This window comes from Thalassobaculum sp. OXR-137, from assembly GCF_034377285.1.
In the GTDB taxonomy this organism is placed as follows: domain Bacteria; phylum Pseudomonadota; class Alphaproteobacteria; order Thalassobaculales; family Thalassobaculaceae; genus Thalassobaculum.
The window spans coordinates 1254928-1278281 of the sequence record NZ_CP139715.1 but is presented as its reverse complement, the minus strand read 5'-3'; the positions used below and the strand labels follow the sequence as shown (position 1 = coordinate 1278281).

At 67.6% G+C, this 23354-nt stretch carries 24 protein-coding genes; 12 read left to right on the top strand and 12 right to left on the bottom strand.

Annotation, left to right across the window (positions count from 1 at the left end):
- Positions 1–158 precede the first annotated feature (158 nt).
- The 5 genes from ffh to rplS all read left to right on the top strand — a co-directional run bounded on the left by ffh (position 159) and on the right by rplS (position 4049).
- Positions 159–1649 carry a signal recognition particle protein gene (ffh, locus tag T8K17_RS06060; protein ID WP_322333603.1) on the top strand — a complete coding sequence of 497 codons (1491 nt, stop codon included), beginning with the start codon at positions 159–161 and terminating at the stop codon, positions 1647–1649.
- Between the two features lie 61 nt (positions 1650–1710).
- Positions 1711–2133 carry a 30S ribosomal protein S16 gene (gene rpsP / locus T8K17_RS06055; RefSeq protein WP_322333602.1) on the top strand — a complete coding sequence of 141 codons (423 nt, stop codon included), beginning with the start codon at positions 1711–1713 and terminating at the stop codon, positions 2131–2133.
- A gap of 29 nt (positions 2134–2162) precedes the next feature.
- On the top strand, positions 2163–2711 hold the full coding sequence (gene rimM, locus T8K17_RS06050) for a ribosome maturation factor RimM (RefSeq protein WP_322333601.1): 549 nt from the start codon (positions 2163–2165) through the stop codon (positions 2709–2711).
- Positions 2712–2807: 96 nt separating this feature from the next.
- Entirely contained in the window at positions 2808–3497 is a 690-nt protein-coding gene (trmD, locus tag T8K17_RS06045) for a tRNA (guanosine(37)-N1)-methyltransferase TrmD (protein ID WP_416153192.1), read from the top strand.
- 72 nt (positions 3498–3569) lie between these two features.
- The gene (rplS, locus tag T8K17_RS06040) at positions 3570–4049 is read left to right on the top strand and encodes a 50S ribosomal protein L19 (protein ID WP_322333600.1); all 480 of its coding nucleotides are present in this window, start codon (positions 3570–3572) and stop codon (positions 4047–4049) included.
- Positions 4050–4268: 219 nt separating this feature from the next.
- Here the strand turns inward: rplS and T8K17_RS06035 are convergent, their stop codons facing one another.
- On the bottom strand, positions 4269–5012 hold the full coding sequence (locus T8K17_RS06035; protein ID WP_322333599.1) for a sulfite exporter TauE/SafE family protein: 744 nt from the start codon (positions 5010–5012) through the stop codon (positions 4269–4271).
- A gap of 259 nt (positions 5013–5271) precedes the next feature.
- On the opposite strand from T8K17_RS06035, the gene leuC reads away from it, so the two are divergent.
- The 6 genes from leuC (at position 5272) to T8K17_RS06005 (ending at position 11067) form a co-directional block, all read left to right on the top strand.
- Positions 5272–6681 (top strand): 3-isopropylmalate dehydratase large subunit, encoded by a 1410-nt coding sequence (gene leuC, locus T8K17_RS06030; protein ID WP_322333598.1) that lies wholly within the window; start codon positions 5272–5274, stop codon positions 6679–6681.
- 10 nt (positions 6682–6691) lie between these two features.
- The gene (locus T8K17_RS06025; RefSeq protein WP_322333597.1) at positions 6692–7123 is read left to right on the top strand and encodes a GFA family protein; all 432 of its coding nucleotides are present in this window, start codon (positions 6692–6694) and stop codon (positions 7121–7123) included.
- 36 nt (positions 7124–7159) lie between these two features.
- Positions 7160–7765: a 3-isopropylmalate dehydratase small subunit gene (gene leuD, locus T8K17_RS06020; protein WP_322333596.1), complete on the top strand. Its 606-nt coding sequence runs from the start codon at positions 7160–7162 to the stop codon at positions 7763–7765.
- A 153-nt stretch (positions 7766–7918) separates the two neighbouring features.
- A complete protein-coding gene (gene leuB, locus T8K17_RS06015) occupies positions 7919–9031 on the top strand; it encodes a 3-isopropylmalate dehydrogenase (protein ID WP_322333595.1) in 1113 nt (370 codons plus the stop codon).
- A 401-nt stretch (positions 9032–9432) separates the two neighbouring features.
- Positions 9433–10458 (top strand): aspartate-semialdehyde dehydrogenase, encoded by a 1026-nt coding sequence (locus T8K17_RS06010; protein WP_322333594.1) that lies wholly within the window; start codon positions 9433–9435, stop codon positions 10456–10458.
- Positions 10459–10479: 21 nt separating this feature from the next.
- A complete protein-coding gene (locus tag T8K17_RS06005; protein WP_322333593.1) occupies positions 10480–11067 on the top strand; it encodes a GNAT family N-acetyltransferase in 588 nt (195 codons plus the stop codon).
- Positions 11068–11611: 544 nt separating this feature from the next.
- On the opposite strand, the gene T8K17_RS06000 is transcribed toward T8K17_RS06005, so the two are convergent.
- The gene (locus T8K17_RS06000; RefSeq protein ID WP_322334934.1) at positions 11612–12862 is read right to left on the bottom strand and encodes a pitrilysin family protein; all 1251 of its coding nucleotides are present in this window, start codon (positions 12860–12862) and stop codon (positions 11612–11614) included.
- A gap of 20 nt (positions 12863–12882) precedes the next feature.
- Positions 12883–14298: a threonine synthase gene (gene thrC, locus T8K17_RS05995; protein WP_322333592.1), complete on the bottom strand. Its 1416-nt coding sequence runs from the start codon at positions 14296–14298 to the stop codon at positions 12883–12885.
- A 126-nt stretch (positions 14299–14424) separates the two neighbouring features.
- Between thrC and T8K17_RS05990 the strand changes: the two genes are divergently transcribed.
- Positions 14425–15339, top strand: a complete 915-nt coding sequence (locus T8K17_RS05990) for an NAD(P)-dependent oxidoreductase (protein WP_322333591.1) — start codon at positions 14425–14427, stop codon at positions 15337–15339.
- A gap of 175 nt (positions 15340–15514) precedes the next feature.
- On the opposite strand, the gene T8K17_RS05985 is transcribed toward T8K17_RS05990, so the two are convergent.
- From T8K17_RS05985 to coxB, 9 genes are read right to left on the bottom strand one after another with little or no spacing between them, the layout of a single operon-like run.
- Complete coding sequence (locus tag T8K17_RS05985) at positions 15515–17011, bottom strand: carboxypeptidase M32 (RefSeq protein WP_322333590.1); 1497 nt, start codon at positions 17009–17011, stop codon at positions 15515–15517.
- Positions 17008–17760 (bottom strand): SURF1 family protein, encoded by a 753-nt coding sequence (locus T8K17_RS05980; protein WP_322333589.1) that lies wholly within the window; start codon positions 17758–17760, stop codon positions 17008–17010. The genes T8K17_RS05985 and T8K17_RS05980 overlap by 4 nt, the downstream gene beginning before the upstream one ends.
- Before the next feature lie 32 nt (positions 17761–17792).
- The gene (locus T8K17_RS05975) at positions 17793–18143 is read right to left on the bottom strand and encodes a DUF983 domain-containing protein (protein ID WP_322333588.1); all 351 of its coding nucleotides are present in this window, start codon (positions 18141–18143) and stop codon (positions 17793–17795) included.
- A gap of 27 nt (positions 18144–18170) precedes the next feature.
- Positions 18171–18956: a cytochrome c oxidase subunit 3 gene (locus tag T8K17_RS05970; protein ID WP_322333587.1), complete on the bottom strand. Its 786-nt coding sequence runs from the start codon at positions 18954–18956 to the stop codon at positions 18171–18173.
- A 43-nt stretch (positions 18957–18999) separates the two neighbouring features.
- Positions 19000–19614, bottom strand: coding sequence for a cytochrome c oxidase assembly protein (locus T8K17_RS05965; protein ID WP_322333586.1), 615 nt, complete (start codon positions 19612–19614; stop codon positions 19000–19002).
- 3 nt (positions 19615–19617) lie between these two features.
- Entirely contained in the window at positions 19618–19770 is a 153-nt protein-coding gene (locus T8K17_RS05960) for a hypothetical protein (protein WP_322333585.1), read from the bottom strand.
- 5 nt (positions 19771–19775) lie between these two features.
- Positions 19776–20696 carry a heme o synthase gene (locus tag T8K17_RS05955; RefSeq protein WP_416153172.1) on the bottom strand — a complete coding sequence of 307 codons (921 nt, stop codon included), beginning with the start codon at positions 20694–20696 and terminating at the stop codon, positions 19776–19778.
- Between the two features lie 12 nt (positions 20697–20708).
- Positions 20709–22340, bottom strand: a complete 1632-nt coding sequence (gene ctaD, locus T8K17_RS05950; RefSeq protein ID WP_322333584.1) for a cytochrome c oxidase subunit I — start codon at positions 22338–22340, stop codon at positions 20709–20711.
- Between the two features lie 18 nt (positions 22341–22358).
- Entirely contained in the window at positions 22359–23213 is an 855-nt protein-coding gene (gene coxB / locus T8K17_RS05945; protein ID WP_322333583.1) for a cytochrome c oxidase subunit II, read from the bottom strand.
- Positions 23214–23354: the final 141 nt, after the last annotated feature.

Sequence of the window (23354 nt, the reverse complement as noted above, 5' to 3'; positions counted from 1 at the left end):
GGGCGGTTGCCCGTACACAGCGCGCTTCTTGGCACAGCTTCGGCCGCCGAGACCTTAACGGGTTCCGTCCGTCCTCGAGGGTTCGAGCACGGGCGCGTTTCCGTTTGGGACAACGCAAGACCATTTGGGTTCGACCGTAACGCACCACGGGTGACGACGTGTTCGAGGGATTGAGCGAGCGTCTTGGGTCGGTCTTCGACCGCCTGAAGAAACGCGGCGCACTGAGCGAAAGCGACGTGTCGACCGCCATGCGCGAAGTGCGCGTGGCGCTGCTCGAGGCCGACGTCGCCCTGCCGGTGGTGAAGTCCTTCATCGACCGGGTGCGCGAACGCGCCGTCGGCCAGGAGGTGATCAAGTCGGTCACCCCGGGGCAGATGGTCGTCAAGATCGTCCACGACGAGCTGGTCGCCATGCTGGGCTCCGACAGCCAGGCGGTGAACCTGAACGCCGCGGCCCCGGTGCCGATCCTGATGGTCGGCCTGCAGGGCGGCGGTAAGACCACCACCACCGCCAAGCTGGCCAAGCGTCTCGCCGAGCGCGACCGCAAGAAGGTCCTGATGGCCTCGCTCGACGTGACCCGCCCGGCGGCGCGCGAGCAGCTCCGCACCCTGGGCGAGCAGGTCGGCGTCGACACCCTGCCGATCGTCCAGGGCGAAACCGCGCTGACCATCGCCAAGCGGGCGATGACCGCCGGCCGCCTGCAGGGCTACGACGTGGTCATGCTCGACACCGCCGGCCGCACGTCCATCGACGAAGGGCTGATGGCCGAGGCCCGCGCGGTGCGCGACGCGGTCAATCCGCACGAAGTGCTGCTGGTCGCCGATGCGCTGACCGGCCAGGACGCGGTCACCACCGCCACCAATTTCGACGAACGCGTCGGCATCACCGGCATCATCCTGACCCGCGTGGACGGCGACAGCCGCGGCGGTGCGGCGCTGTCCATGCGCGGCGTCACCGGCAAGCCGATCAAGGCGCTGGGCGTCGGCGAGAAGGTCTCCGACCTCGAAGACTTCCACCCCGAGCGCATCGCCGGCCGCATCCTCGGCATGGGCGACGTGGTGTCCCTGGTCGAGAAGGCCGCCCAGACCATCGAGGCCGAAGAGGCCGAGAAGATGGCCGAGCGGATGATGAAGGGCACCTTCACGCTCGACGACATGGCCGCTCAGCTCAAGCAGCTCCGCAATCTCGGCGGCCTGGGCGGCGTGCTCGGCATGCTGCCGGGCGTGGGCAAGCTGCAGAAGCAACTGGCCGGCGCGAATATCGACGACAGCCAGCTGAAGCGCCAGGAAGCCATCATCTCCTCGATGACCAAGGCCGAGCGGGTCAATCCGCGGGTCATGAACGCCTCGCGCAAGCGCCGCGTCGCCGCCGGATCGGGCACCGAGGTGCAGGACATCAACCGCCTTCTGAAGAGCCATCTGGAGATGGCCAAGATGATGAAGAAGGTCGGCAAGATGGGCGGCAAGGGCATGATGAAGGGCCTGATGGGCGGCGGCGGCATGCCGGCCCCGGGCGAAATGCCGAAGATGCCGTCCGGCGGCATGGGTGGCGGCCTCGGCGGCGGGATGGGCGGCATGCCCGGTCTCGGCGGCCCCCGTCTTCCCGGCCTCGGCGGCCTGCCTCCAGGATTTCCCGGCAAGCGCAAATAGCCTGCCGGAGCACGACTAACGCACTGAACAAACTAAAGAATGTACTGAGAAAGGAACCACAATGTCACTTCGTATCCGCCTGTCCCGCGGCGGCGCCAAGAAGCGCCCGTTCTACCGGATCGTCGTCGCCGAGGCGACCTCCCCGCGCGACGGCCGCTTCGTCGAGAAGCTGGGCACCTACAACCCGATGCTGCCGCAGGACCATGAGCACCGCCTGATCGTCAAGGAAGACCGGATCAAGCATTGGCTCTCCGTCGGCGCGCAGGCCACCGACCGCGTCCACAAGCTGCTGGGCAAGGCCGGCGTGATGGATGCCTTCGTGTGGAACGAGCAGACCAAGAAGGCCGCGCCGGGCAAGAAGCGCGCCGAGCGCGAGGCCGAGGAAGCCGCGAAGGCCGCCGAAGCCGCCGAGGCTGCTGCCGCCGCCGCCGCTGAGCCGGCCGCCGAAGAGGCTCCGGCCGAGGAAGAGAAGGCCGAGGCCTGAGCCCTTCCATGCTCGCAGAGGCCGCCGCCATGAGCGCACGCGTCTGTCTCGGGGCCATCACCGGCCCGCACGGGGTCCGGGGCCTGGTGAAGGTGAAACCCTTCACCGAGGTGCCGGCCGATATCGCCGCCTACGGTCCCGTCGAGGACGAGACCGGGACGCGGCGGTTCACCCTGCAGGTTACCGGCGAGGCCAAGGGACAGGTGATCGTCGCCCTGGAGGGGGTCGGCGACCGCAATGCCGCCGAGGCCCTGAAGGGGCAGCGGCTGTATGTGGCGCGCGAGGCACTGCCCGAACCGGACGACGGCAGCTTCTACCATGCCGACCTGATCGGCATGGAGGTGGTCGGCCTCGACGGCACCCTGCTCGGCCGGGTCTCCGCCCTCTACGATTTCGGCGCGGGCGACGTGCTGGAATTCCGGGGCGAGGACGGCAAGGCGCGGATGCTGCCCTTCACCGAGCAGGTCGTCCCGACGGTCGACCTGACGGCGCGCCGCATGGTGGTCGATCCGCCGGAAGGCGCGCTGGACGACGGGCCGGACAAGTCGCCTCGGGAGGACCGGGGCGACGAAGAATAGGAGTACGGTGTGGACGAGCGGATCGAGCCGCAGGTCGATCAGCGGTCCGCGGCCCTTTCGCCCGACGGCAATGCCGCCGGGTGGCAGGCCACGGTACTGACGCTGTTCCCGGAGATGTTTCCGGGGCCGCTCGGTCTGTCGCTCGCGGGAAAGGCCCTGAATTCCGGCGTATGGAGTCTGAAAACGCTGGACATCCGGGACTTCGCGCGAGATAAGCACCGCTCCGTGGACGATACCCCGTTTGGCGGGGGTACCGGTATGGTCATGCGCCCGGATGTCGTGGATGCGGCATTGGCGGCGGTGGAGGACAGACCGGGTCCGCGGCTCTACCTCAGCCCGCGTGGACGGCGCTTCGATCAGGCGCGGGCGAAGGCGTTGGCGGCGGAACCGGGTGCGGTGATCGTCTGCGGGCGCTACGAGGGACTGGACGAGCGGGTGATCGCCGCCCGCAACCTTGAGGAAGTGAGCCTCGGGGATTTCGTGTTGTCCGGCGGCGAGCCGGCGGCGCTGGCGATGATGGATGCGGTGATCCGCCTGCTGCCCGGCGTCATGGGTGCGGCCGACGGATTGGCCGAGGAGAGTTTCGAGGAGGGGCTGCTTGAGTATCCCCTCTACACGCAGCCTCGGGACTGGAACGGCATGGCCGTCCCCGAGGTGCTGACCAGCGGACACCACGCCAATGTGAAGGCATGGCGGCGCCGGGAAGCGGAGACCATCACGCGGGAGCGGCGACCGGACCTCTGGGCGCGCTACCGCAAGAGCAAGGACCAGGCCGACGGTCGATAGACCATGCGGCCGACGACAACGGGACCAACCGCCGGAACGAGTTCGAGCCGGCCTCGAGACGGAGACGAAGCCATGAACATCATCGAGCAGCTCAACAAAGAGCAGGTCGAGAAGCTGAGCGCGGACCGCGACATCCCCGAGTTCGCCCCGGGCGACACCGTCCGCGTCGACGTGAAGGTGGTCGAAGGCACGCGTGAGCGTATCCAGGCCTTCGAAGGCGTCTGCATCGGCCGCAGCAACGACGGCCTGAACTCCTCCTTCACGGTCCGCAAGATCTCCTACGGCGAGGGCGTGGAGCGCGTGTTCCCGCTGTACTCCCCGCGGATCGCCGCCATCGAGGTGATGCGCCGTGGCAAGGTCCGTCGCGCGAAGCTGTACTACCTGCGCGGCCGCACCGGTAAGTCGGCCCGTATCGCCGAGAAGACCACCGGCTACGCCGGCAAGCTGGCCGCCAACGAGCGCGCCAACGCCGCCGAGGCGAAAGCCGCCAACAAGGCCGCCCAGGCTGCCGCCCGCGAGGCGAAGGCCGCCGAGAGCAACGCCGAGGCGTAAGCCTCCCGCGCCATCGGGTTCAAGAACACGGAACGCCGCGATCCCCAGGGTCGCGGCGTTTTCCGTTTGAGGGCTCTCCGGTTTCCTCTTCTCACACTCCCCGGATTCATTCCGGGGCAATCCCATCAACGGGCGTCGACGGGGGCGCCAGGCGCGGACGCATGCGTTGCCCCGGAACAAGTCCGGGGAGTGTATGAGGTGGGTGAGCGTAGAACGCCTCTACTTCAGCAACGTCCCCACCCCGACACAGGCGAGGATCGTCAGGGCGATCCAGCGGAAAGTCTTCTCGCTGGCCCGGGGGAACAGGAAGCCGCCGAAGGACATGCCGGCGAAATGCGGCACCGCCAGGATGCCGCCGATCGTCAGCGCCTTCAGGGTGATCAGGCCGTAGAAGAAGTATGTCGCCAGGCCGACGATCCCGGTGACCAGGAAATAGCCCGACAGGTCGCCGCGCACCTGCCGCGCCGGCTCGGCGGTCGCCAGGAAATACAGCACCAGCGGCGGCCCGCCGATGCCGGTCGCCCCGCCCATCGCCCCCGCCGTCGACGCCGCCACCAGATCGCGGGTGCGGGTGCGCCCGACCCGGGGCAGGCCGCCGACCGCCATGACCGCCGCCAGGGACAGCACGATCACCGAGATGCCGATGCGCAGCATCTCCGGATCCAGGCTCTTCAGCACCAGAGCCCCGAGCGGGATCGACACCAGCGCGGTCGCCGCCATCGGCGCGGTGCGCTTCCAGTTGGTCTCCCGCATGGCGATCTTGGTGACCTGGTACAGGATCGGCACCTGCAGCACCGACATGACCGGCACCGCCACCGTCGGCCCGTAGGCCAGGGCCAGCACCGGGGCCAGCACGAGCGCCGACCCGAACCCGGCGAAGCCGCGCACCGCGCCGGCGAGAAAGGCGGCGCAGATGGTGAGAACCAGCATCGTCGCGTCGAGGTCGGACAGCATTTCCGTCATGGGGGCGGCTCGAATGGTCGTCGGGGATCGGTCAGAAGGCGGGCGAAGCACGATTCGGGCGTGAAGCAGCCCTCGTGCAAAGCGTTCTTGCGCGTTTCACCGTTTGCCTGCAACCCACGTCCTTGTACAGTCCGGCGCTCGAAACACGCCGTTCCGGCCAACGGAACGCGAGAAGACTTGAGAGAGAGACCGGCCGCCGCCGGAGCCCAGCCCGCTCCAGGCCCCCGCGGCCCCCATACTTTAGGAGGAACCGGCAGCCATGGCGACGCCCCGCACGCTGTTCGACAAGATCTGGCAAAGCCACCTGGTTGACGTCCAGGAGGACGGAAGCTGTCTCATCTATATCGACCGCCACCTGGTCCATGAGGTCACCAGCCCGCAGGCCTTCGAGGGCCTGAAGCTCGCCGGCCGCAAGGTGCGCCGGCCCGACCTGACCCTGGCGGTCGCCGACCACAACGTCCCGACCACCGACCGCACCAAGGGGATCGAGGACGAGGAAAGCCGCATCCAGGTCGAAACCCTGGAAAAGAACGTCAAGGATTTCGGCGTCCCGTATTTCCCGGTGATGGATGTCCGCCAGGGCATCGTGCACATCATCGGCCCGGAGCAGGGCTTCACCCTGCCGGGCATGACCATCGTCTGCGGCGACAGCCACACCGCCACCCACGGCGCGTTCGGCTCGCTCGCCTTCGGCATCGGCACCTCCGAGGTCGAGCATGTGCTCGCCACCCAGACCCTGCCCCAGGCGCCGGCCAAGAACATGCGCATCACCGTCGACGGCGTGCTGCCCGAGGGCGTGGCCTCCAAGGACGTGGTCCTGGCCATCATCGGCAAGATCGGCACCGCCGGCGGCACCGGCCATGTGGTGGAGTTCGCCGGCGAGGCGATCCGCAACATGTCCATGGAAGCCCGCATGACGGTCTGCAACATGGCGATCGAGGCGGGTGCGCGCGCCGGCATGATCGCGCCGGACGAGACCACCTTCGAGTACCTGAAGGGCCGTCCGATGGCGCCGAAGGGCGGCGAGTGGGAGCTGGCCGTCGAGTACTGGAAGACCCTGCCGTCGGACGAGGGTGCCACCTACGACAAGGAAGTGGTGCTGAAGGCCGAGGACATCATCCCGCAGGTCACCTGGGGCACAAGCCCGCAGGACGTCGTCCCGGTCACCGGCCACACGCCGGACCCGGCCGCCGAAAGCGATCCGGGCAAGAAGGCCGCCATCGAGCGCTCGCTCGCCTATATGGGCCTGGCGCCGAACACGCCGATGACCGAGGTGAAGATCGACAAGGTCTTCATCGGCTCCTGCACCAACGGCCGCATCGAGGACATCCGCGCCGCCGCCGCGATCGCCAAGGGCCGCAAGGTCGCCGCCAATGTCCACGCGCTGGTGGTTCCGGGCTCCGGCCTGGTGAAGGAGCAGGCCGAGCGGGAAGGCCTCGACGTCATCCTGAAGGAGGCCGGCTTCGACTGGCGCGAGCCGGGCTGCTCCATGTGCCTGGCGATGAACGCCGACAAGCTGGAGCCGGGCGAGCGCTGCGCGTCCACCTCCAACCGGAACTTCCAGGGCCGGCAGGGTCCGGGCGGGCGCACCCATCTGGTGAGCCCCTCCATGGCCGCCGCCGCCGCCGTCACCGGCCATCTGGCCGACGTGCGGACCCTGGCGAACTGAGGCCGGGGCGATGGCGGCGGACACCGGGGCTGCGGTATGGACGGGTGGCTGCCTGTGCGGCCATGTGCGCTACCGCACGACCGGAACGCCGCTGCGGCCGCACTACTGCCATTGCCGTATGTGCCAGCAGGCGACCGGCGGTCCGTTTGCCGCCCTGGTCGGGTTCGACCGGGGCAGTTTCGAATGGACGGGGGCGGAGCCCAAGCGCTACCGCTCCTCGTCCCTCGCCCAGCGCGGCTTCTGCGGGGAATGCGGCACGCCCCTGACCTACGAGCGGGAGGGAGCGGCGCATGTGTCGGTCACCATTCCCAGTCTCGACCGACCCGACGCGATCCCGCCGCAAGCCCATTGGGGTGTGGAGAGCCGCCTGTCCTGGCCGAAAATCGACGACGGACTGCCGGGGGAGCGGACCGAGGATGTCGCTCCGTCCACGCCGTCCTGATCTGACAAGAACGCCCCATCCGGGAGGAGAACACCGATGGAGAAATTCACCCAGCTGCGCGGCACCGCCGCACCGATGGACATGATCAACATCGACACCGATATGATCATTCCCAAGCAGTACCTGAAGACCATCAAGCGGACCGGCCTCGGCAAGCACGCCTTCGCCGAGATGCGCTACAACGAGGACGGCAGCGAGAAGCCGGACTTCGTGCTGAACAAGCCGCAGTACCGCAACGCCCAGGTCATCGTGGCGGAAGACAATTTCGGCTGCGGGTCGAGCCGCGAGCACGCCCCCTGGGCGCTGCTCGATTTCGGCATCAAATGCGTGATCTCCACCAGCTTTGCGGACATCTTCTACAACAACTGCTTCAAGAACGGGATCCTGCCCATTCAGGTGACCCACGAGCAGCTGCGCGAGCTGATGGACGACGCCGGCAAGGGCTCCAACGCGGTGCTGGAGATCGATCTGGAGAACCAGACCATCGGCCGCCCGAACGGCGAGACCGTGTCGTTCGAGATCGACGCCCACCGCAAGCACTGCCTGATCAACGGCCTGGACGATATCGGCCAGACCCTGCAGCAGGCCTCGAAGATCGACAGCTTCGAGGAGAAGCGCAAGGCGGCGACGCCCTGGGCGTAATTTGCCGGGCGGCGACGCCCTGGGCGTAATGTCACGATACCGGCCGGCGGGGCAGATCCCGCCGGTCGAGAAAAACAACCGGTTTGCTTCGCCTCGCCCCTTTGTTTAAGGAACTGCGCGGGGAGAAGAGGGTCTTCTGGAGGAATGCGGGTTATGGCGTCGAACAAGAAACTGCTGGTGCTGCCGGGTGACGGCATCGGCCCCGAGGTCGTGGGCGAGACTCTGCGCATCGTCGACTGGATGGCGAAGAAGCGCAGTGTGTCCTTCGACATCGAGGAAGGCCTGGTCGGCGGAGCGGCCTACGACGCGCACGGCACGGCGCTGACCGACGAGACCATGACCGACGCCACCCATGCCGACGCCGTCCTGTTCGGCGCGGTCGGCGGCCCGAAATACGACGACTTGCCGTTCGAGCTGAAGCCGGAGCGCGGCCTGCTGCGCCTGCGCAAGGAAATGGACCTGTTCGCCAACCTGCGTCCGGCGATGGTCTTCCCGTCCATGGTCGAGAACTCCTCGCTGAAGCCGGAGCTGGTGTCGGGTCTCGACATCATGATCCTGCGCGAGCTGACCGGTGGCGTGTATTTCTGCGAGCCGCGCGGCATCGAGGACCTGCCCGACGGCAGCAAGCGCGGCTTCGACACCCAGGCCTACACCACGCCGGAAATCGAGCGCATCGGCCGGGTCGCCTTCGACCTCGCCCGCAAGCGCCGCGGCAAGGTGACCTCGGTGGAGAAGGCCAACGTCATGATGTCCGGCGTGCTCTGGCGCCAGGTCATGACCGCCCTGCACAAGGCCGAGGGCGAGGGTCTCGAATACGAGAACATGTTCGCCGACAACTGCGCCATGCAGCTCGTCCGCACGCCGAAGCAGTTCGACGTGATCGTCACCGACAACCTGTTCGGCGACATCCTGTCCGACTGTGCGGCGATGCTGACCGGCTCGCTCGGCATGCTGCCGTCGGCGTCGCTCGGTGCGGAGGATCCGACCACCGGCAAGCGCCACGCCCTGTACGAGCCGGTCCACGGCTCCGCCCCGGACATCGCCGGCAAGGGCATGGCCAACCCGATCGCCGAGATGCTGAGCTTCGCCATGCTGCTGCGCTACAGCTTCGACATGGCCGAGGACGCCGATCTGCTGGAGAAGGCGATCGACAACGTGCTGGCCGGCGGCATGCGCACCGCCGACATCATGGCCCCGGGCAAGGCCAAGGTCTCCACCGCGACCATGACCGACAGCATCCTCAAGGAGTTGGACAAGCTGGTCTGATCCGGCGCCCCTATCCTCCCACCCTTCCCGTCGTCCTGAGCTTGTTTCAGGACCCTGCCTCCGGCGCGAAAGCCGCCTGAGGCTTGATCCTGATTTGCATCAGGATGACGGATGGGGGTTGGTGTAGGACAGGACGGACCCCACACCAGAAGTCTACTTCCCCACACCCCTAAAATCGCTTATACGTCCTTCCCATGAACGCGATGGCTACCCTGGCTGACCTTCTCCTGCGCTCCGCTCCGAAAGCGGCCGGCGTCGGCGTCTGCGCGTTCGCCACCCCGAAAACCACCACCAAGACCACCGGCTAGCGGCTTCCGCCCTTCCGTTTGCGTGCTTGCGATGCAGGACCGGGGGGCGTAAACCCCGGCCGACTGTCGCGCGTATCGCGAAAGGAGAAAGAAATGGGCTACAGAGTTGCCGTTGTCGGCGCCACGGGTGCGGTGGGACGCGAGATGCTGACCACGCTGGCCGAGCGCAACTTCCCCGCCGACGAGGTCATTGCCCTCGCCTCGGGCCGTTCCGCCGGGAACGAAGTGTCCTTCGGCGAGAAGGGCACGCTCACCGTTCAGGACCTCGCGACCTTCGATTTCTCCAAGGCCGATATCGCCCTGTTCTCCGCCGGCGGCGACGTCTCGCTGGAATACGCGCCGAAGGCCGGCCAGGCGGGCTGCGTCGTCATCGACAACAGCTCCGCCTTCCGCATGGACCCGGACGTGCCGCTGATCGTGCCGGAGGTGAACCCCGGCGCGCTGGCCCGCTACGGCAAGAAGAACATCATCGCCAACCCGAACTGCTCCACCGCGCAGCTCGTGGTCGCGCTGAAGCCGCTGCACGACGCGTTCGGCGTCAAGCGGGTGGTCGTCTCGACCTACCAGTCGGTCTCCGGTGCCGGCAAGGAAGGCATGGACGAGCTGTTCAATCAGACCCGTGCGGTCTACGTGAACGACCCGATCGAGCGCGAGAATTTCACCAAGCAGATCGCCTTCAACGTGATCCCGCACATAGACAAGTTCATGGATGACGGGTTCACCAAGGAAGAGTGGAAGATGACGGTCGAGACCAAGAAGATCCTCGACCCGGACATCGACGTGGTCGCCCAGTGCGTCCGCGTCCCGGTGTTCATCGGCCATTCCGAGGCGGTGTTCATCGAGACCAAGAAGCCGATCGACGCCGAGACCGCCCGCAAGGCGATGCACGGCTTCCCTGGGCTGATCGTGCTCGACCACCGCGCCGACGAGGGCTACGTCACCCCGGTGGAGAGTGCGGGCGAGGACGCGGTCTATGTCAGCCGCATCCGGGTCGATCCGACCGTGAAGAACGGCCTGGTGTTCTGGTGCGTCAGCGACAACCTGCGCAAGGGTGCCGCCCTGAACGCGGTGCAGATCGCCGAGGAACTGGTCGCCAAGCACCTGAAGAAGGCGGCCTGACGCCCGGCCTGCTGCAGTCTCTTGCCTGATCTGAGCATCCGGCCGGCGCGTCCCACCGACGCGCCGGTCGTCGCCGCCCTCGATATCCTCGCCGGCGGCGGGGTCTACGAATTCATCTACGATGACCGTCCGGACGAGCCGGGCGCCGCCCAGCTCATGCTGCAGGCGGTGCTGTCGGCCGACACCGCCCTGTCCTGGAGCCGCGTCCTGATCGCGGAGCTGGACGGCGAGCCGGTCGGCGCGATCACCAGCCAGCCCTTCGACGACCAGCCGCCCTCCGGCCTGGAGGCGAGCGTCCCCGAAGACCGCGCCGCCCATGTGGCGCCGATCCAGGCCATGGGACGTCCGGGCTCCTGGTTCATCAACATGCTGGCGGTCGGGGCCAGGGCAAGCGGCCACGGCGTCGGCCGGGCGCTGATCGAGGCTGTCGCCGAGAGGGCCCGCGCGGCGGGGTTCTCGGAGCTGACGCTGCGGGTGTTCGCCGATAACGCGCCGGCGCTCGGCCTGTATCGAAGATGCGGGTTCCGGGAGGTGGACGCGGTCGACATCCCGTCCCTTCCCCGCCTGCCCCATGAGGGCGGGGTGCTGCTCCTGCTGCGGGCGCTGTAGGGCCTTTCGACTCCATCTACTCCCCGGACTTGTTCCGGGGCAAGGCCGGGGGAACTCGCGCGATCGAGACTGTACCCTCGAACGCCCGTCCCAGCGGACCGGATTGTCCCGGCACAAGGCCGGGAAGTGTGGTTGTGATGCTGGGGGCGTCGTTGTTTGGAGGGAGAGCAGGGAAAGCAGCACCTCCAGCAACCCCACACACTCCTGGGCCTGGTCCGGGGTCCACGTCAGAGCGCGCCCAAAGCTCGGCGCCCTGCTTCCGGCGTTCGTGCCGCCCGACCGTGGGTCCCGGCACAAGACCGGGAACTGTGATTGTGGTGGTGGGGAACGGGATAGCGGGAGACGGGTGGTTGTTTCCAGACAGTGCGGCGAAAGCGGCCGACCCTCGAGGGACCACCCTGATCGGCAACCACACTCACTCCCCGGACCTGTTCCGGGGTCCACGCTGGAGCGTGCCCGGAAGCTCAGCATTCTGCTTCCGGCGCGCGTGGCGCCTGGCCCGTGGGTCCCGGCACGATGCCGGGAAATGGGCTGAATTGAAAAGTCAGCTCAGGCGCGCGCGGATGGCGTCGTAGCTTTCCAGAGTGCCGGTCGGTCCCACCGCGGTCAGGGTCGGCGGCGCGCTCAGCAGGCGCTCCACCATCGCGCGGATCGCGGCCGGGTCGACCTTCTCCACGTTCTCGATGATATCCGCCAGGTCCGGCAGGCGGCCATGCACCAGGAAGTGGTTGGCGAGCTGCTCGCAGCGCGCGCTGGTGCTCTCCCGGCTCATCAGCAGGGAGGACTTGAGCTGGATCTTGGCCCGCGCCAGCTCGCTCTCGTCCAGCTCGTCCGGAATCGCCCGGAGCTGATCGCAGATCACCGGCATCACCTCGCCCACCTCGTCGGCCCCGGTGCCCGCATAGACGCCGAGCAGCCCGTCATCCAGATAGGCCGAGGTGAAGGAGTAGATCGAATAGGCCAGCCCGCGCTTCTCGCGCACTTCCTGGAACAGGCGGGAGGACATGCCGCCGCCATAGATCATCGACAGGACCTGCAGGGTGTAGAAATCCGGGTCGTCGAACGAGGTGCCGCGGAAGCCGAGGATCACGTGAAGCTGCTCCAGCTCGCGCTCCACCCGGATCTCGCCACCGGCATACTGGCCGAGATCGGTCGTCTTGGTGGTCTTGGACGGCATCGCCGAGAAGCGCTCGGCGGCCAGCTCGACCACCCGGTCGTGGTCCACCCGACCGGCGACCGACAGGATGCAGGAATCGGCGCCGTAGCTCTGCGCCACGTAGTCGACCAGCGACTGGCGCGGCACCGAGCGGACCACCTCGGCCGTGCCCAGTACCGGCCGGCCGAGCCCCTGGTCGGGGAAGGCGGCGGTCTGGAAATGGTCGAAGATCACGTCGTCCGGCGTGTCGTTGACCTGGGCGATCTCCTGCACGATCACCGCCCGCTCGCGGTCGAGTTCGGCCGGATCGAACACCGAGTTCTGCACGATGTCGGAGATCAGGTCGATCGCCACCGGCACGTCGTCGGCCAGGACCTTGGCGTAATAGGCAGTCTGCTCGCGCGAGGTATAGGCGTTCATGTGACCGCCGACATCCTCGATCTCGCGGGCGATGGCGGCGGCATCGCGCTTGGCGGTGCCCTTGAACACCATGTGCTCGATCAGATGGGCGAGCCCGTTCTCGGACGGCTTCTCATGGCGGGTGCCGACCCCGACCCACAGGCCGACGGAGGCGGATTCCACCGACGGCATGGCGTCGGTGGCGACGGTCAGCCCGTTATCCAGGGTGGTCAGACGCATCCCGGGGAGCGCTGGTGCGGTCAAGCTGCCGCTCCCCGCCGCGCCGCGCGGTCGCGCACCAGTGTCTTCAGGGCGGAAAGGTCGTTCGGCATCACGGTCTGGCGCTCCGGCCGGTCCATCAGGTCGGCCATCCGCTCCGGCAACCGGGCGGCGGCACCCACGGCCCGCTCCACCGCCTCGGCGAACTTGGCCGGGTGGGCGCAGGCCAGCGATACCATCGGGATCGACCCGTCGCGGCCGGCACGGGTCCGGCGGGCGGCGGCGATGCCGACGGCGGTGTGCGGGTCGATCACCTCGCCGGTCTCCTCGGCGATGGCGCGGATGGTGGCGACGATCTCGTCGTCATCCGCCCGCGCGCCGCGGAACAGCGCGGTGGCCCGGGCGTGGCGCTCGGGCTCGACCGTGTAGGAGCCGGACTGGCGGAAGCCGTTCATGGTGCGCTGGACCGCATCGCCGTCCCGGTCGAGCAGGTCGAACAGCAGCCGCTCGAAATTGCTGGAGACCTGGATGTCCATCGACGGCGACAGGGTCGGCGCCACGCCAGTGATCTCCATCGTGCCGCTCTCCAGGTAGCGGTAGAGGATGTCGTTGGAGTTGGTGCCGACCACCAGGGTCTCGATCGGCAGGCCCATGTTGCGGGCGGCATAGGCCGAGTAGACGTTACCGAAATTGCCGCTGGGCACCGAGAAGGACACCGTGCGCTCCGGCGCGCCGAGCGCCACCGCGGCCCAGAAGTAATAGGCGATCTGCGGCATGATCCGCGCCCAGTTGATCGAGTTGACCGCCGACAGGGTCATCTCGTCGCGGAACTCGGTATCGCCGAACGCCGCCTTCACCAGGTCCTGGCAGTCGTCGAAGGTGCCTTCCACGGCGATGGCGTGGACGTTCGGCGCGTCGACCGTGGTCATCTGCCGGCGCTGCACCGGCGAGACCCTTCCGTGCGGGAACAGGATGAAGCAGTCGATGTTGTCGCGGTCGCGGCAGGCTTCGATGGCGGCCGAGCCGGTATCGCCGGAGGTGGCGCCGACGATGGTCACCCGGTCGCCGCGCTGGGCCAGCACGTGGTCGAACAGCCGCCCCAGGATCTGCATGGCGTAGTCCTTAAACGCCAGCGTCGGGCCGTGGAACAGCTCCATCATCCAGAGATTGCCGTCGAGCTGCTTGAGGGGAGCGACGGCGGTATGGCCGAAACCGCCATAGGCGTCCTCGGCGATCTTGCGCAGGACGTCCTCGGGGATGGTACCGCCGACAAACGGCGCCATGACCCGCGTGGCCACCTCCGCATAGGAGAGGCCGCGAAGACTTCGGATGTCGTCCTTCGAGAACAGCGGCCAGACCGCCGGGACGTACAAACCGCCGTCACGGGCCAGTCCGGTGAGCAGAACATCGTCGAAGGCGAGAGCGGGCGCCTGCCCGCGGGTGCTAACGTATTGCACGGACCTGTATATCCCCGAGCGTTGACGCGGTAACCTATGCTTGGTGCGGGCCGTGTGCAACCTTGCGATCATACGGCGCCTCGCAGCACCATTTTGGCCTCCACCGATGGTTAGGAACGGATCGGCATGACAATCGAGAGAGTTGCCATCTTCGCGCCGGGCGACATGGGTCATGCCCTCGCCCGCGTGCTGGTCGCCAAGGGCTTGACGGTGACGACCAATCTCGCCGACCGGTCGGACCGCACCCGTGCGCTGGCCCGGGCCGCCGGCATCACCGATACCGAGGACGACGTGGAGGCGGTGGACGGCGCCGACGTGCTGTTCTCGATCCTGCCGCCGTCCCTGGCGCTGGAACTGGCGCAGCGCCTGGCCTCCTCCCTGGCCCTGGCCCGCTCGAAGCCGATCTATGTGGACCTGAACGCCATCGCCCCGGCCTCGGCCGTGGAGGTGGGCGAGGTGATCGAGGGGATCGGCGTGCCCTTCGTCGACGGCGGGATCATCGGCGGCCCGCCGAAGAGCGCCAGCGGCATGGGCCCGCGGCTCTATGTCTCCGGCCATGAGGACGACGTCACGCGGGTGCTGGAGCTGCGGAATTTCGGGCTCGACATGCGTGCGGTGCCGGGCGGCGTGGGTGCCGCGTCCGCCCTGAAGATGAGCTATGCGGCGGTCACCAAGGGGCTGACCGCGCTGGCGGTCCAGTCGCTCGCCTCGGCCAAGGCCTACGGGGTGGACAAGGAACTCGACGCCGAGATGGTGGCGAGCCTGCGGATGCTGCGCGAGCGCTTCGACCGCTCGCTGCCGGACATGGCGCCGAAGGCCTATCGCTGGGTCGGCGAGATGGAGGAGATCGCCCGCACCTTCAACGACGTGGGCCTCGACCCGCGGATCTTCATGGGCGCGGCGGAGACGTATCGGCTGGTGGCGGGGACCCAGCTCGGCAAGGAGGTGCCGGAGCGCCGCACCATCGGCTTCACCGCCGACGAGGTGTCCGAGATCATCGCCGGCGCGCTGGAGGCGGGGCTGCCGCAAAGCGGGGAGTGAGGTTGGGGGAGCGGCGGTCGCGTTCGGCCCTTCGACACGTCGCTGCGCTCCTGCTCAGGGCGAGGTCGGAGGGTTAGGGCGAAGTCAGAGAGAGTTGATCTTTGTGATGACCTCGCCCTGAGCAGCCCCGGATAACATTCGGGGCGTGTCGAAGGGCCGGGCCGTACAAAGCGCCCTACCCCTCCAGGTACCGCGCCTTCAGATGCGCCAGGAACGGGGCGGCGCTCAGTTCCGCGCCGGTGGCGGCCGTCAGGATCTCTTCGGTGCCCTTCGAGCTGGCCACGCCGTGCACGGTCTGCCGCAGCCAGCCGACCAGCGGCGTGAAGTCGCCCCGGCCGATTGCCTCGGGGATGCCGGGCTCGGCCCGCACCGCCGCCTGGAAGAGCTGGGCCGCCGCCATCGCTCCGAGCGTATAGGTCGGGAAATACCCGACCGCGCCGTCGTACCAGTGGATATCCTGCAGGCAGCCCCGCGCGTCGTCCGGCGGGGTCACGCCGAGCAGGTCCCGCATGCCTGCGTTCCACGCCCCGGGCAGGTCCGCGACCTCCAGATCGCCCGAGAGCATGGCGCGCTCCAGCCGGGTGCGCAGGATCACATGCAGCGGATAGGTCACCTCGTCGGCTTCCACGCGGATGAAGCTGCGCGCGACCCGGGTGTAGATCCGGCGCAGGTTCTCCGGCTCCCAGGCCGGACCGTCGGCGCCGAACGCCGTCCGCGCCCAGCCCGAGAGCAGGCCTAGGAAGGCGGGCGACCGGCAGGCCTGCATTTCCATCAGCAGGGACTGGCTCTCGTGCATCACCATGCCGCGGGCCTCGCCGACCGGCTGGCCGCGCCAGTCGGCGGGCAGGCCGCGCTCATACAGGGCGTGGCCGGTCTCGTGGATCACGCCCATGATGCCGTTGATGAAGCCGGTCTCGTCGTAGCGGGTGGTGACGCGCACGTCATCCGGCACGCCGCCGCAGAACGGGTGCAGCGTCTCGTCCAGACGGCCGTGGTTGAAGTCGAAGCCCAGGGTCTCCATCACCCGGCGCGACAGGATGCGCTGGGTCGCGACGGGGAACGGCCCCTCCGGCTGCACCGGATCGCCCTCGCGCGCCTGGCGCTCGAGCACCGCCTCGAGCAGCGGCGGCAGCTCGGCCTCCAGCTCGGCGAACAGCGCCTCGATCTTCGAGATCGATCCGCCCGGCTCGTACCCGTCCAGCAGCGCCTCGTAGGGCGTGGTTCCAAGGGCGTCGGCCTTGGCGGCCGCCTCCTCGCGGATCAGCCGGATCTGGTCGGCCATGGCGTCGCGGACGAGGGAGAAGTCGGCCTTGGCCCGGGCCTCGCGCCAGAGCGCCTCGCAGCGCGAACCGGCCCGCGACAGGGCCTCCACAAGGTCGGAGGACAGGGCCGTTGCATGGGCATGGGTACGGCGCATTTCGGCCAGGTTGGCCGCGCGCCAGCCGTCGACGCGCTCGCCCTGCGCCGCGGCCAGGTCGTCGACCACCGCCGGAGCGGTCAGCAGCTCGTGGCGCAGCACGGAGAGGGTGGCGAGCTGTTCGGCCCGCGCCTGGGCGCCCCCGGACGGCATCAGCACGTGCTGGTCCCAGCCGAGCATCCCGGCGGCACCCGACAGGGCGGAGAGCCGGCGGAAGCGGGTCTCAAGGGCGTCGGTCGCGGGGGTGGCGCTCATGCGCCCTCTCCATCCCGCTCGGCCCCGTCGCGCTCGGCCTTGTCCGCCTGGCGGTGCCAGACGATGTAGACGCCGATCAGGGTGGCGGCGAGCATGAACCAGGTGAGGGCGTATTGCAGGTGCTCGTTACGCACCGTCACATGCCGCTCCGCCCCGAAGGGAAGGACCGTCAGCTTGGGCTGCTCGGCGAGCTGGTCAATATAGTAGCCGGTTGCGACCGGGCCCTGGAGGCCCAGATGGGCGGCCATGGCTTCCGGCCGGACCGTGAACCAGACGTCGTTCTGCGGCTCGTTCTCCGGCACGAAGGTGCCCTTGATCCCGGATTGTACGATCACCCCGTCGATGGCGGCGGGCGCCGGGAGCAGGGTGTCGGGGCGGTCGGCCGGCCGGCGCTTATCCTCCGGGACCCACCCCCGGTTCACGAACACGGTCAAGCCGCCATCGGTCACGAACGGGGTGATGACGTGAAATCCGGCCGTGCCCTTGTAGGGCTTGCCGGTGATCTGCAGTTCCTTGTCGTGCAGGAAGCGGCCCGTCGCGGTCACCCGACGGTAGCGCCAGTCGCCCATGTCGGCCGGGGTCAGCGCCGGCGGCGGATCCGTCGGCTCGGCCGAGACCCGGGACTCGAACGCGTCGATCAGCTCGGTCTTCCAGGCGAGGCGCTGCAGTTGCCACACGCCCAGGGCCACCATCAGGACGACGGCGGGAACGGTGATGAGGGTCGGCCAGAGGCGCGGACGAAAGGCCATGATATCCCCAGGCCGCGGGGGTGCCGCGGCGGCTATTGGTCAGGCGTGCCGTGCCGGTATTCCAGCGCGACGACGACGCCCTTGAACGGTCTCAGAAGCAGGACGGTGCCGACGATCACGGCGACGGGCCACAGGGCCGCATGGACCCACATCGGTGGCGAAAACGCCGCTTCGACGATCCAGGCCAGCACCGACAGGATCGCTCCGAGGGCGAAGATCACGAAGACGGCCGGGCCGTCTCCGGAGCTGCGGGCCCGCAGCGGCTCGCCGCAGGCCTCGCATTTTTCGACGACGGTCAGATACCCGTCGAACAGTCGGCCCTTACCGCAGGCCGGGCATTTGCAGGACAGCCCGGTCGAGATCGGAGACGGGCCGGAGTCCATCGCTGCGCTCCCCTTCGGGGAACGGCCTCAGCCGCCCCACCAGTAGACGCAGATGAACAGGAACAGCCAGACCACGTCGACGAAGTGCCAGTACCAGGCCGCCGCCTCGAAGCCGAAATGGTGCTCCGGGGTGAAGTGGCCCTTGTAGGCACGGACCCAGCACACCGCCAGGAAGATGGTGCCGACGAGCACGTGGAAGCCGTGGAAGCCGGTCGCCATGTAGAAGGTCGAGGCATAGACCGTGTCGGTGAAGCCGAAGGCCGCGTGGCTGTACTCGTACGCCTGCAGGCAGGTGAACAGGAAGCCGAGGATCACGGTGATGCCAAGGCCCCAGAGCAGCTCCTTGCGGTTGTTCTGCAGCAGGGCCGCATGCGCCCAGGTGACCGTGGTGCCGGACAGCAGCAGGATCAGGGTGTTGATCAGCGGCAGGTCGAACGGATCGAAGGTCTGGATCCCCTCCGGCGGCCAGACGCCGGTGCGCGGATACAGCGCCATGTCGAAGAACGCCCAGAAGAACGCCAGGAAGAAGAACACTTCGGAGGTGATGAACAGCGCCATGCCGTAGCGCATGCCGATCTGCACGACCGGGGTGTGGTGCCCCTGCCACTGGGCCTCGCGGATGATGTCGCGCCACCAGAAGAACATGGTCGCGAGGATCAGCGCCAGGCCGACGACCATGATCGGAACGGCGAACTGCAGGTCGTGCATGTACATGACCCCGCCGACCGCGAGCACGAAGCCGGACGCGGCTCCCATGAACGGCCAGGGGCTCGGTTCCACCAGGTGGTAGGGATGTTGCTGTTCGTGTGCCATCGGTCCCCTCGTCTTCAGACCCTCCGCCGGAACTGGCGGTATGTTACTCTACGGACGGCGCCAGCGCGAGTTGCTGGGCCTTCGATTGATCCTCAGCCGGATAGAAGGTGTAGGACAGCGTGACCGTGGTCACCCCGTCCATCTTCGGATCCTTCAGGAGCTCCGGATCGAGAAAAAACTGCACCGGCATGTCGACCGTCTCGCCCGGCTTAAGCACCTGTTCGGTGAAGCAGAAGCAGGCGATCTTCATGAAATACGGCCCCGCCTTGTGCGGTGTCACGTTGAAGGCGGCGGTGCCGACGATCGGCGTGTCGCCGGTATTGGTCGCCCGATAGAAGGCGAGGTTCTCGACCCCGACCTCGACCTTCGTGGTCCGCGCCGCCGGCACGAATTTCCAGTCCAGCCCGTCGCGCACATTGCTGTCGAAGCGCACGGTGAAGGTCCGGTGCTCGGCCGAGGCGCCGGGCGCGGCGTCGGCCACCTGGGTGGTGCCGCCGAAACCGGTGACCTGGCAGAACAGGGTGTAGAGCGGGACGGCGGCGTAGGACACGCCGACCATGCCGGCCACGAGGCCGGCCAGACCCAGGCCGACGCGCAGGTTGGACCGCGCGGAGCGGGCGCTCCTGGAGGTGTCGTTGGTGTCGGTCGGTTCGGACATCGCTCAGCTCATCCGCAGGATGGTGACAACGAAGAACAGCACCGCAAGGCCCAGGATGGTGGCCAGGATCGCGATATTCTTGCCGCGGCGCTGCGCCCAGAGGTCCTCGGACTTGGTCGGCGCCGTCTGGTCCTGGTCGGTGCGGGGATCGCTCATCGCCGTCATCCCACGATCCAGTAGTCGGCCAGCAAGGCGCCGAACAGGGCGAACAGATACAGGATGGAATAGCCGAACAACAGCTTCGCCGGCTTCATGTCGTCCGTCCCGGCGCGCAGCACCTGCACCGCGCCGAGGATGAACAGCCCGCCCAGCACGATCGCGGCGACGCCGTAGACCGCACCGGCAGCACCCATGGCCCAGGGCACCAGGCCGAGGACGCCGAGCACGAGCGAATAGGACAGGATCTGGCGCTTGGTGGACAGCTCGCCGGAGACGACGGGCAGCATCGGCACGCCGGCGGCGGCGTACTCGCCGCGCTTCCACAGCGCCAGCGCCCAGAAATGCGGCGGGGTCCACACGAAGATGATGGCGAACAGGACGACGGAGAGCCACGACACGTCGCCGGTGGCCGCCGCCCAGCCGATGACCGGCGGAACCGCGCCGGCGGCACCGCCGATGACGATGTTCTGCGGCGTGCGGCGCTTCAGCCACATGGTGTAGACGAAGACGTAGAACCCGATGGTCGCGGCCAGCAGGACGGCCGCCAGGATGTTCACGGCCAGCGCCATCACCAGCACGGAGAACCCGGCGAGCACGACGCCGAAGGCCAGCGCCTCGTCGGCGTCGACCTTGCCGGACGGGATCGGCCGCTTGTCGGTGCGGCCCATGACCGCGTCGATGTCGCGGTCATACCACATGTTGATGGCGCCCGAGGCGCCCGCCCCGACGGCGATGCACAGGACCGCGATCATCGCCAGCACCGGATGGATGTCGCCCGGCGCGATGGCCAGGCCGACATAGCCGGTGAAGACGACGAGCGACATCACGCGCGGCTTGAGCAGCGCGATGTAGTCGCGGACCGAGGCCGTTCCCGAACTGGGAACGGCCTCGGCCGCAAGCGTCTGAGCCGTCAGGTCAGTCACCGAACGCTCCGCTCAATGGCCCTTGGAGGGGGCGATGCGGGGCAGCTCGTTGAAGGTGTGGAACGGCGGCGGGGAGCTGATCGTCCACTCCAGCGTCGTCGCACCTTCGCCCCACGGGTTCGCCTCGGCCTTGCGCTTGGCGCTGAAGGCCTCGATGACCACGACCACGAAGATCAGGGTGCCGATGCCGCCGATATACGAGCCGATCGAGGCCACGTAGTTCCAGCCCGCGAGCGCGTCCGGATAGTCGATGTAGCGCCGCGGCATGCCGGCCAGACCCAGGAAGTGCATCGGGAAGAACGTGAGGTTCACGCCGATGAAGGTAACCCAGAAATGGGCGCGGGCGAGCATCGAGTTGTAGGTGTAGCCGGTCATCTTCGGGAACCAGTAATAGAACCCGCAGAAGATGCCGAACACCGCACCCAGCGACAGCACGTAGTGGAAGTGCGCGATCACGTAGTAGGTGTTGTGCAGGGCGATATCGACGCCGGCATTGGCCAGCACCACGCCGGTCACGCCGCCGACGGTGAACAGGAAGATGAAGCCGACGGCCCAGATCATTGGCAGGCGGAACTCGATCGACCCGCCCCACATGGTGGCGATCCAGGAGAAGATCTTGATGCCCGTCGGTACCGCGATGACCATCGTCGCCGCGGTGAAGTAGGCCCGCGTGTCGACGTCGAGGCCCACCGTGTACATGTGATGCGCCCACACGACGAAGCCGACCACGCCGATCGCGACCATGGCGTAGGCCATGCCGAGATAGCCGAACACCGGCTTGCGCGAGAAGGTCGCGACCACCTGGCTGACGATGCCGAAGGCCGGCAGAATCATGATGTACACTTCGGGGTGACCGAAGAACCAGAACAGGTGCAGGAACAGCACCGGGTCGCCGCCGCCCGCCGGCTCGAAGAAGTGCGTGCCGAAGTTACGGTCGGTCAGCAGCATGGTGATGGCGCCGGCCAGAACCGGAACCGCCAGCAGCAGCAGGAAGGCCGTCACCAGCATGGCCCACACGAACAGCGGCATCTTGTGCAGCGTCATGCCCGGGGCGCGCATGTTGAAGATGGTGGTGATGAAGTTGGCGGCACCCAGGATCGAGCTGGCACCGGCGAGGTGCAGCGAGAAGATCGCGAGGTCCATGGACATGCCCGGCGTGCCGAGCTTGCCCGACAGCGGCGGATAGATCGTCCAGCCCGTGCCCACGCCGTCGGCGCCGCCCGTGCCCGGAACGAACATCGACAGGACCAGCAGCAGGAAGGCCGGGACGATCAGCCAGAAGCTGATGTTGTTCATCCGCGGGAAGGCCATGTCCGGCGCGCCGATCATCAGCGGCACGAACCAGTTGCCGAACCCGCCGATCAGCGCCGGCATGACCACGAAGAACACCATGATCAGGCCGTGGGCCGTCACGTAGACGTTCCAGGCGTTGCCGTCGGCCATGTACTGGACGCCCGGATCCTGGAGCTCCATGCGCATGTAGATCGAGATCGCACCGCCGAACAGGCCGGCGATCACCGCGAACACCAGGTAGAGAGTCCCGATGTCCTTGTGGTTGGTGGAGTACAACCACCGCTTAACGAAGCTGCTCGGCGCCCCGTGGTCGTCGTGACCGTGGTCGTGAGCGTGTTCAGCGCTTGCCATCTTGTTTGTCTCCACCGGTTAGTCGGCGATCGACGCGACCTTGGTCGCGCTCGGGTTCATCGCGAACTGTTCCTTGGCCTTCACGAGCCAGGCGTCGTAGTCCGCCTGTTCCATGGCCTCAACCACGATCGGCATCCGGGAATGGTCAATGCCGCAGATCTGGTTGCACTGGCCGTAATAGACGCCGGGCTTCTCGATCTGGAACCAGGTCTCGTTGATCCGGCCCGGCGTGCCGTAGACCTGCACCGTCAGGGCCGGAACGAAGAAGGAGTGCATCACGTCATAGGTCGTGACCAGAACCTGGACCGTGGCGCCGACCGGGACCACCAGACGGTTGTCCACGTCGAGCAGCCGCGTCTGGCCCTCTTTGATCTCCTCGTCCGGGATCAGATAGCTGTCGAAGGCGATCTCCTGGTCCGGATACGTGTAGTTCCAGTACCACTGATGCGCCTCGACCTTGATCGTCATGTCGGGATCGACCGCCTTGTCCTGCTTGTACAGAAGCGGGAAGGAGTAGAACGCGATCACCACCAGGATCAACGCCGGCAGACCCGTCCAGGCAACCTCCAACAGGGTGTTGTGGGTCGTCTTCGACGGGGTCGGGTTATTGCTTCGCTTGAAGCGGATGCACACATAGACCAGCAGCGCCAGCACGAAGAGGCTGATCAGCGTGATGATCACCAGCAGGATGTCGTGCAGTTGGTCCACATCGTGGCCCACCGGCGTGACATGTTCCTGCATGCCCAATTGCCAGGGCTGAGGCTGGGCGGCGGACGCGTCAAACGCCGCCACCGCAAGGATCGCCACCGCCGCCAAAATCGCGGCCCCGCCGCGCAAAGTGGCGCCGGTAACCCGCTTGAGGATCCGCTCCATCACTCGGTCATTCCCGTCGTCGTTGGTCCCTGAGCCACAGTCCCCCGGATTGCAGCGACGCCCTTATGGCACCATCCGCTCAACCGTGCAACGCGACCCTTCAGCACACCGGAGCAAGGCTAAATGCCCGCCCCGCCCCGG

Bases quoted from the DNA above. Each gene is read 5' to 3' on its own strand.
- rpsP (WP_322333602.1), top strand. From the start codon at position 1,711: ATGTCACTTCGTATCCGCCTGTCCCGCGGCGGCGCCAAGAAGCGCCCG.
- rimM (WP_322333601.1), top strand. From the start codon at position 2,163: ATGAGCGCACGCGTCTGTCTCGGGGCCATCACCGGCCCGCACGGGGTC.
- rplS (WP_322333600.1), top strand. From the start codon at position 3,570: ATGAACATCATCGAGCAGCTCAACAAAGAGCAGGTCGAGAAGCTGAGC.
- T8K17_RS06035 (WP_322333599.1), bottom strand. From the start codon at position 5,012: ATGACGGAAATGCTGTCCGACCTCGACGCGACGATGCTGGTTCTCACC.
- leuC (WP_322333598.1), top strand. From the start codon at position 5,272: ATGGCGACGCCCCGCACGCTGTTCGACAAGATCTGGCAAAGCCACCTG.
- T8K17_RS06025 (WP_322333597.1), top strand. From the start codon at position 6,692: ATGGCGGCGGACACCGGGGCTGCGGTATGGACGGGTGGCTGCCTGTGC.
- leuD (WP_322333596.1), top strand. From the start codon at position 7,160: ATGGAGAAATTCACCCAGCTGCGCGGCACCGCCGCACCGATGGACATG.
- leuB (WP_322333595.1), top strand. From the start codon at position 7,919: ATGGCGTCGAACAAGAAACTGCTGGTGCTGCCGGGTGACGGCATCGGC.
- T8K17_RS06010 (WP_322333594.1), top strand. From the start codon at position 9,433: ATGGGCTACAGAGTTGCCGTTGTCGGCGCCACGGGTGCGGTGGGACGC.
- T8K17_RS06000 (WP_322334934.1), bottom strand. From the start codon at position 12,862: ATGCGTCTGACCACCCTGGATAACGGGCTGACCGTCGCCACCGACGCC.
- T8K17_RS05990 (WP_322333591.1), top strand. From the start codon at position 14,425: ATGACAATCGAGAGAGTTGCCATCTTCGCGCCGGGCGACATGGGTCAT.
- T8K17_RS05985 (WP_322333590.1), bottom strand. From the start codon at position 17,011: ATGAGCGCCACCCCCGCGACCGACGCCCTTGAGACCCGCTTCCGCCGG.
- T8K17_RS05980 (WP_322333589.1), bottom strand. From the start codon at position 17,760: ATGGCCTTTCGTCCGCGCCTCTGGCCGACCCTCATCACCGTTCCCGCC.
- T8K17_RS05975 (WP_322333588.1), bottom strand. From the start codon at position 18,143: ATGGACTCCGGCCCGTCTCCGATCTCGACCGGGCTGTCCTGCAAATGC.
- T8K17_RS05970 (WP_322333587.1), bottom strand. From the start codon at position 18,956: ATGGCACACGAACAGCAACATCCCTACCACCTGGTGGAACCGAGCCCC.
- T8K17_RS05965 (WP_322333586.1), bottom strand. From the start codon at position 19,614: ATGTCCGAACCGACCGACACCAACGACACCTCCAGGAGCGCCCGCTCC.
- T8K17_RS05960 (WP_322333585.1), bottom strand. From the start codon at position 19,770: ATGAGCGATCCCCGCACCGACCAGGACCAGACGGCGCCGACCAAGTCC.
- ctaD (WP_322333584.1), bottom strand. From the start codon at position 22,340: ATGGCAAGCGCTGAACACGCTCACGACCACGGTCACGACGACCACGGG.
- coxB (WP_322333583.1), bottom strand. From the start codon at position 23,213: ATGGAGCGGATCCTCAAGCGGGTTACCGGCGCCACTTTGCGCGGCGGG.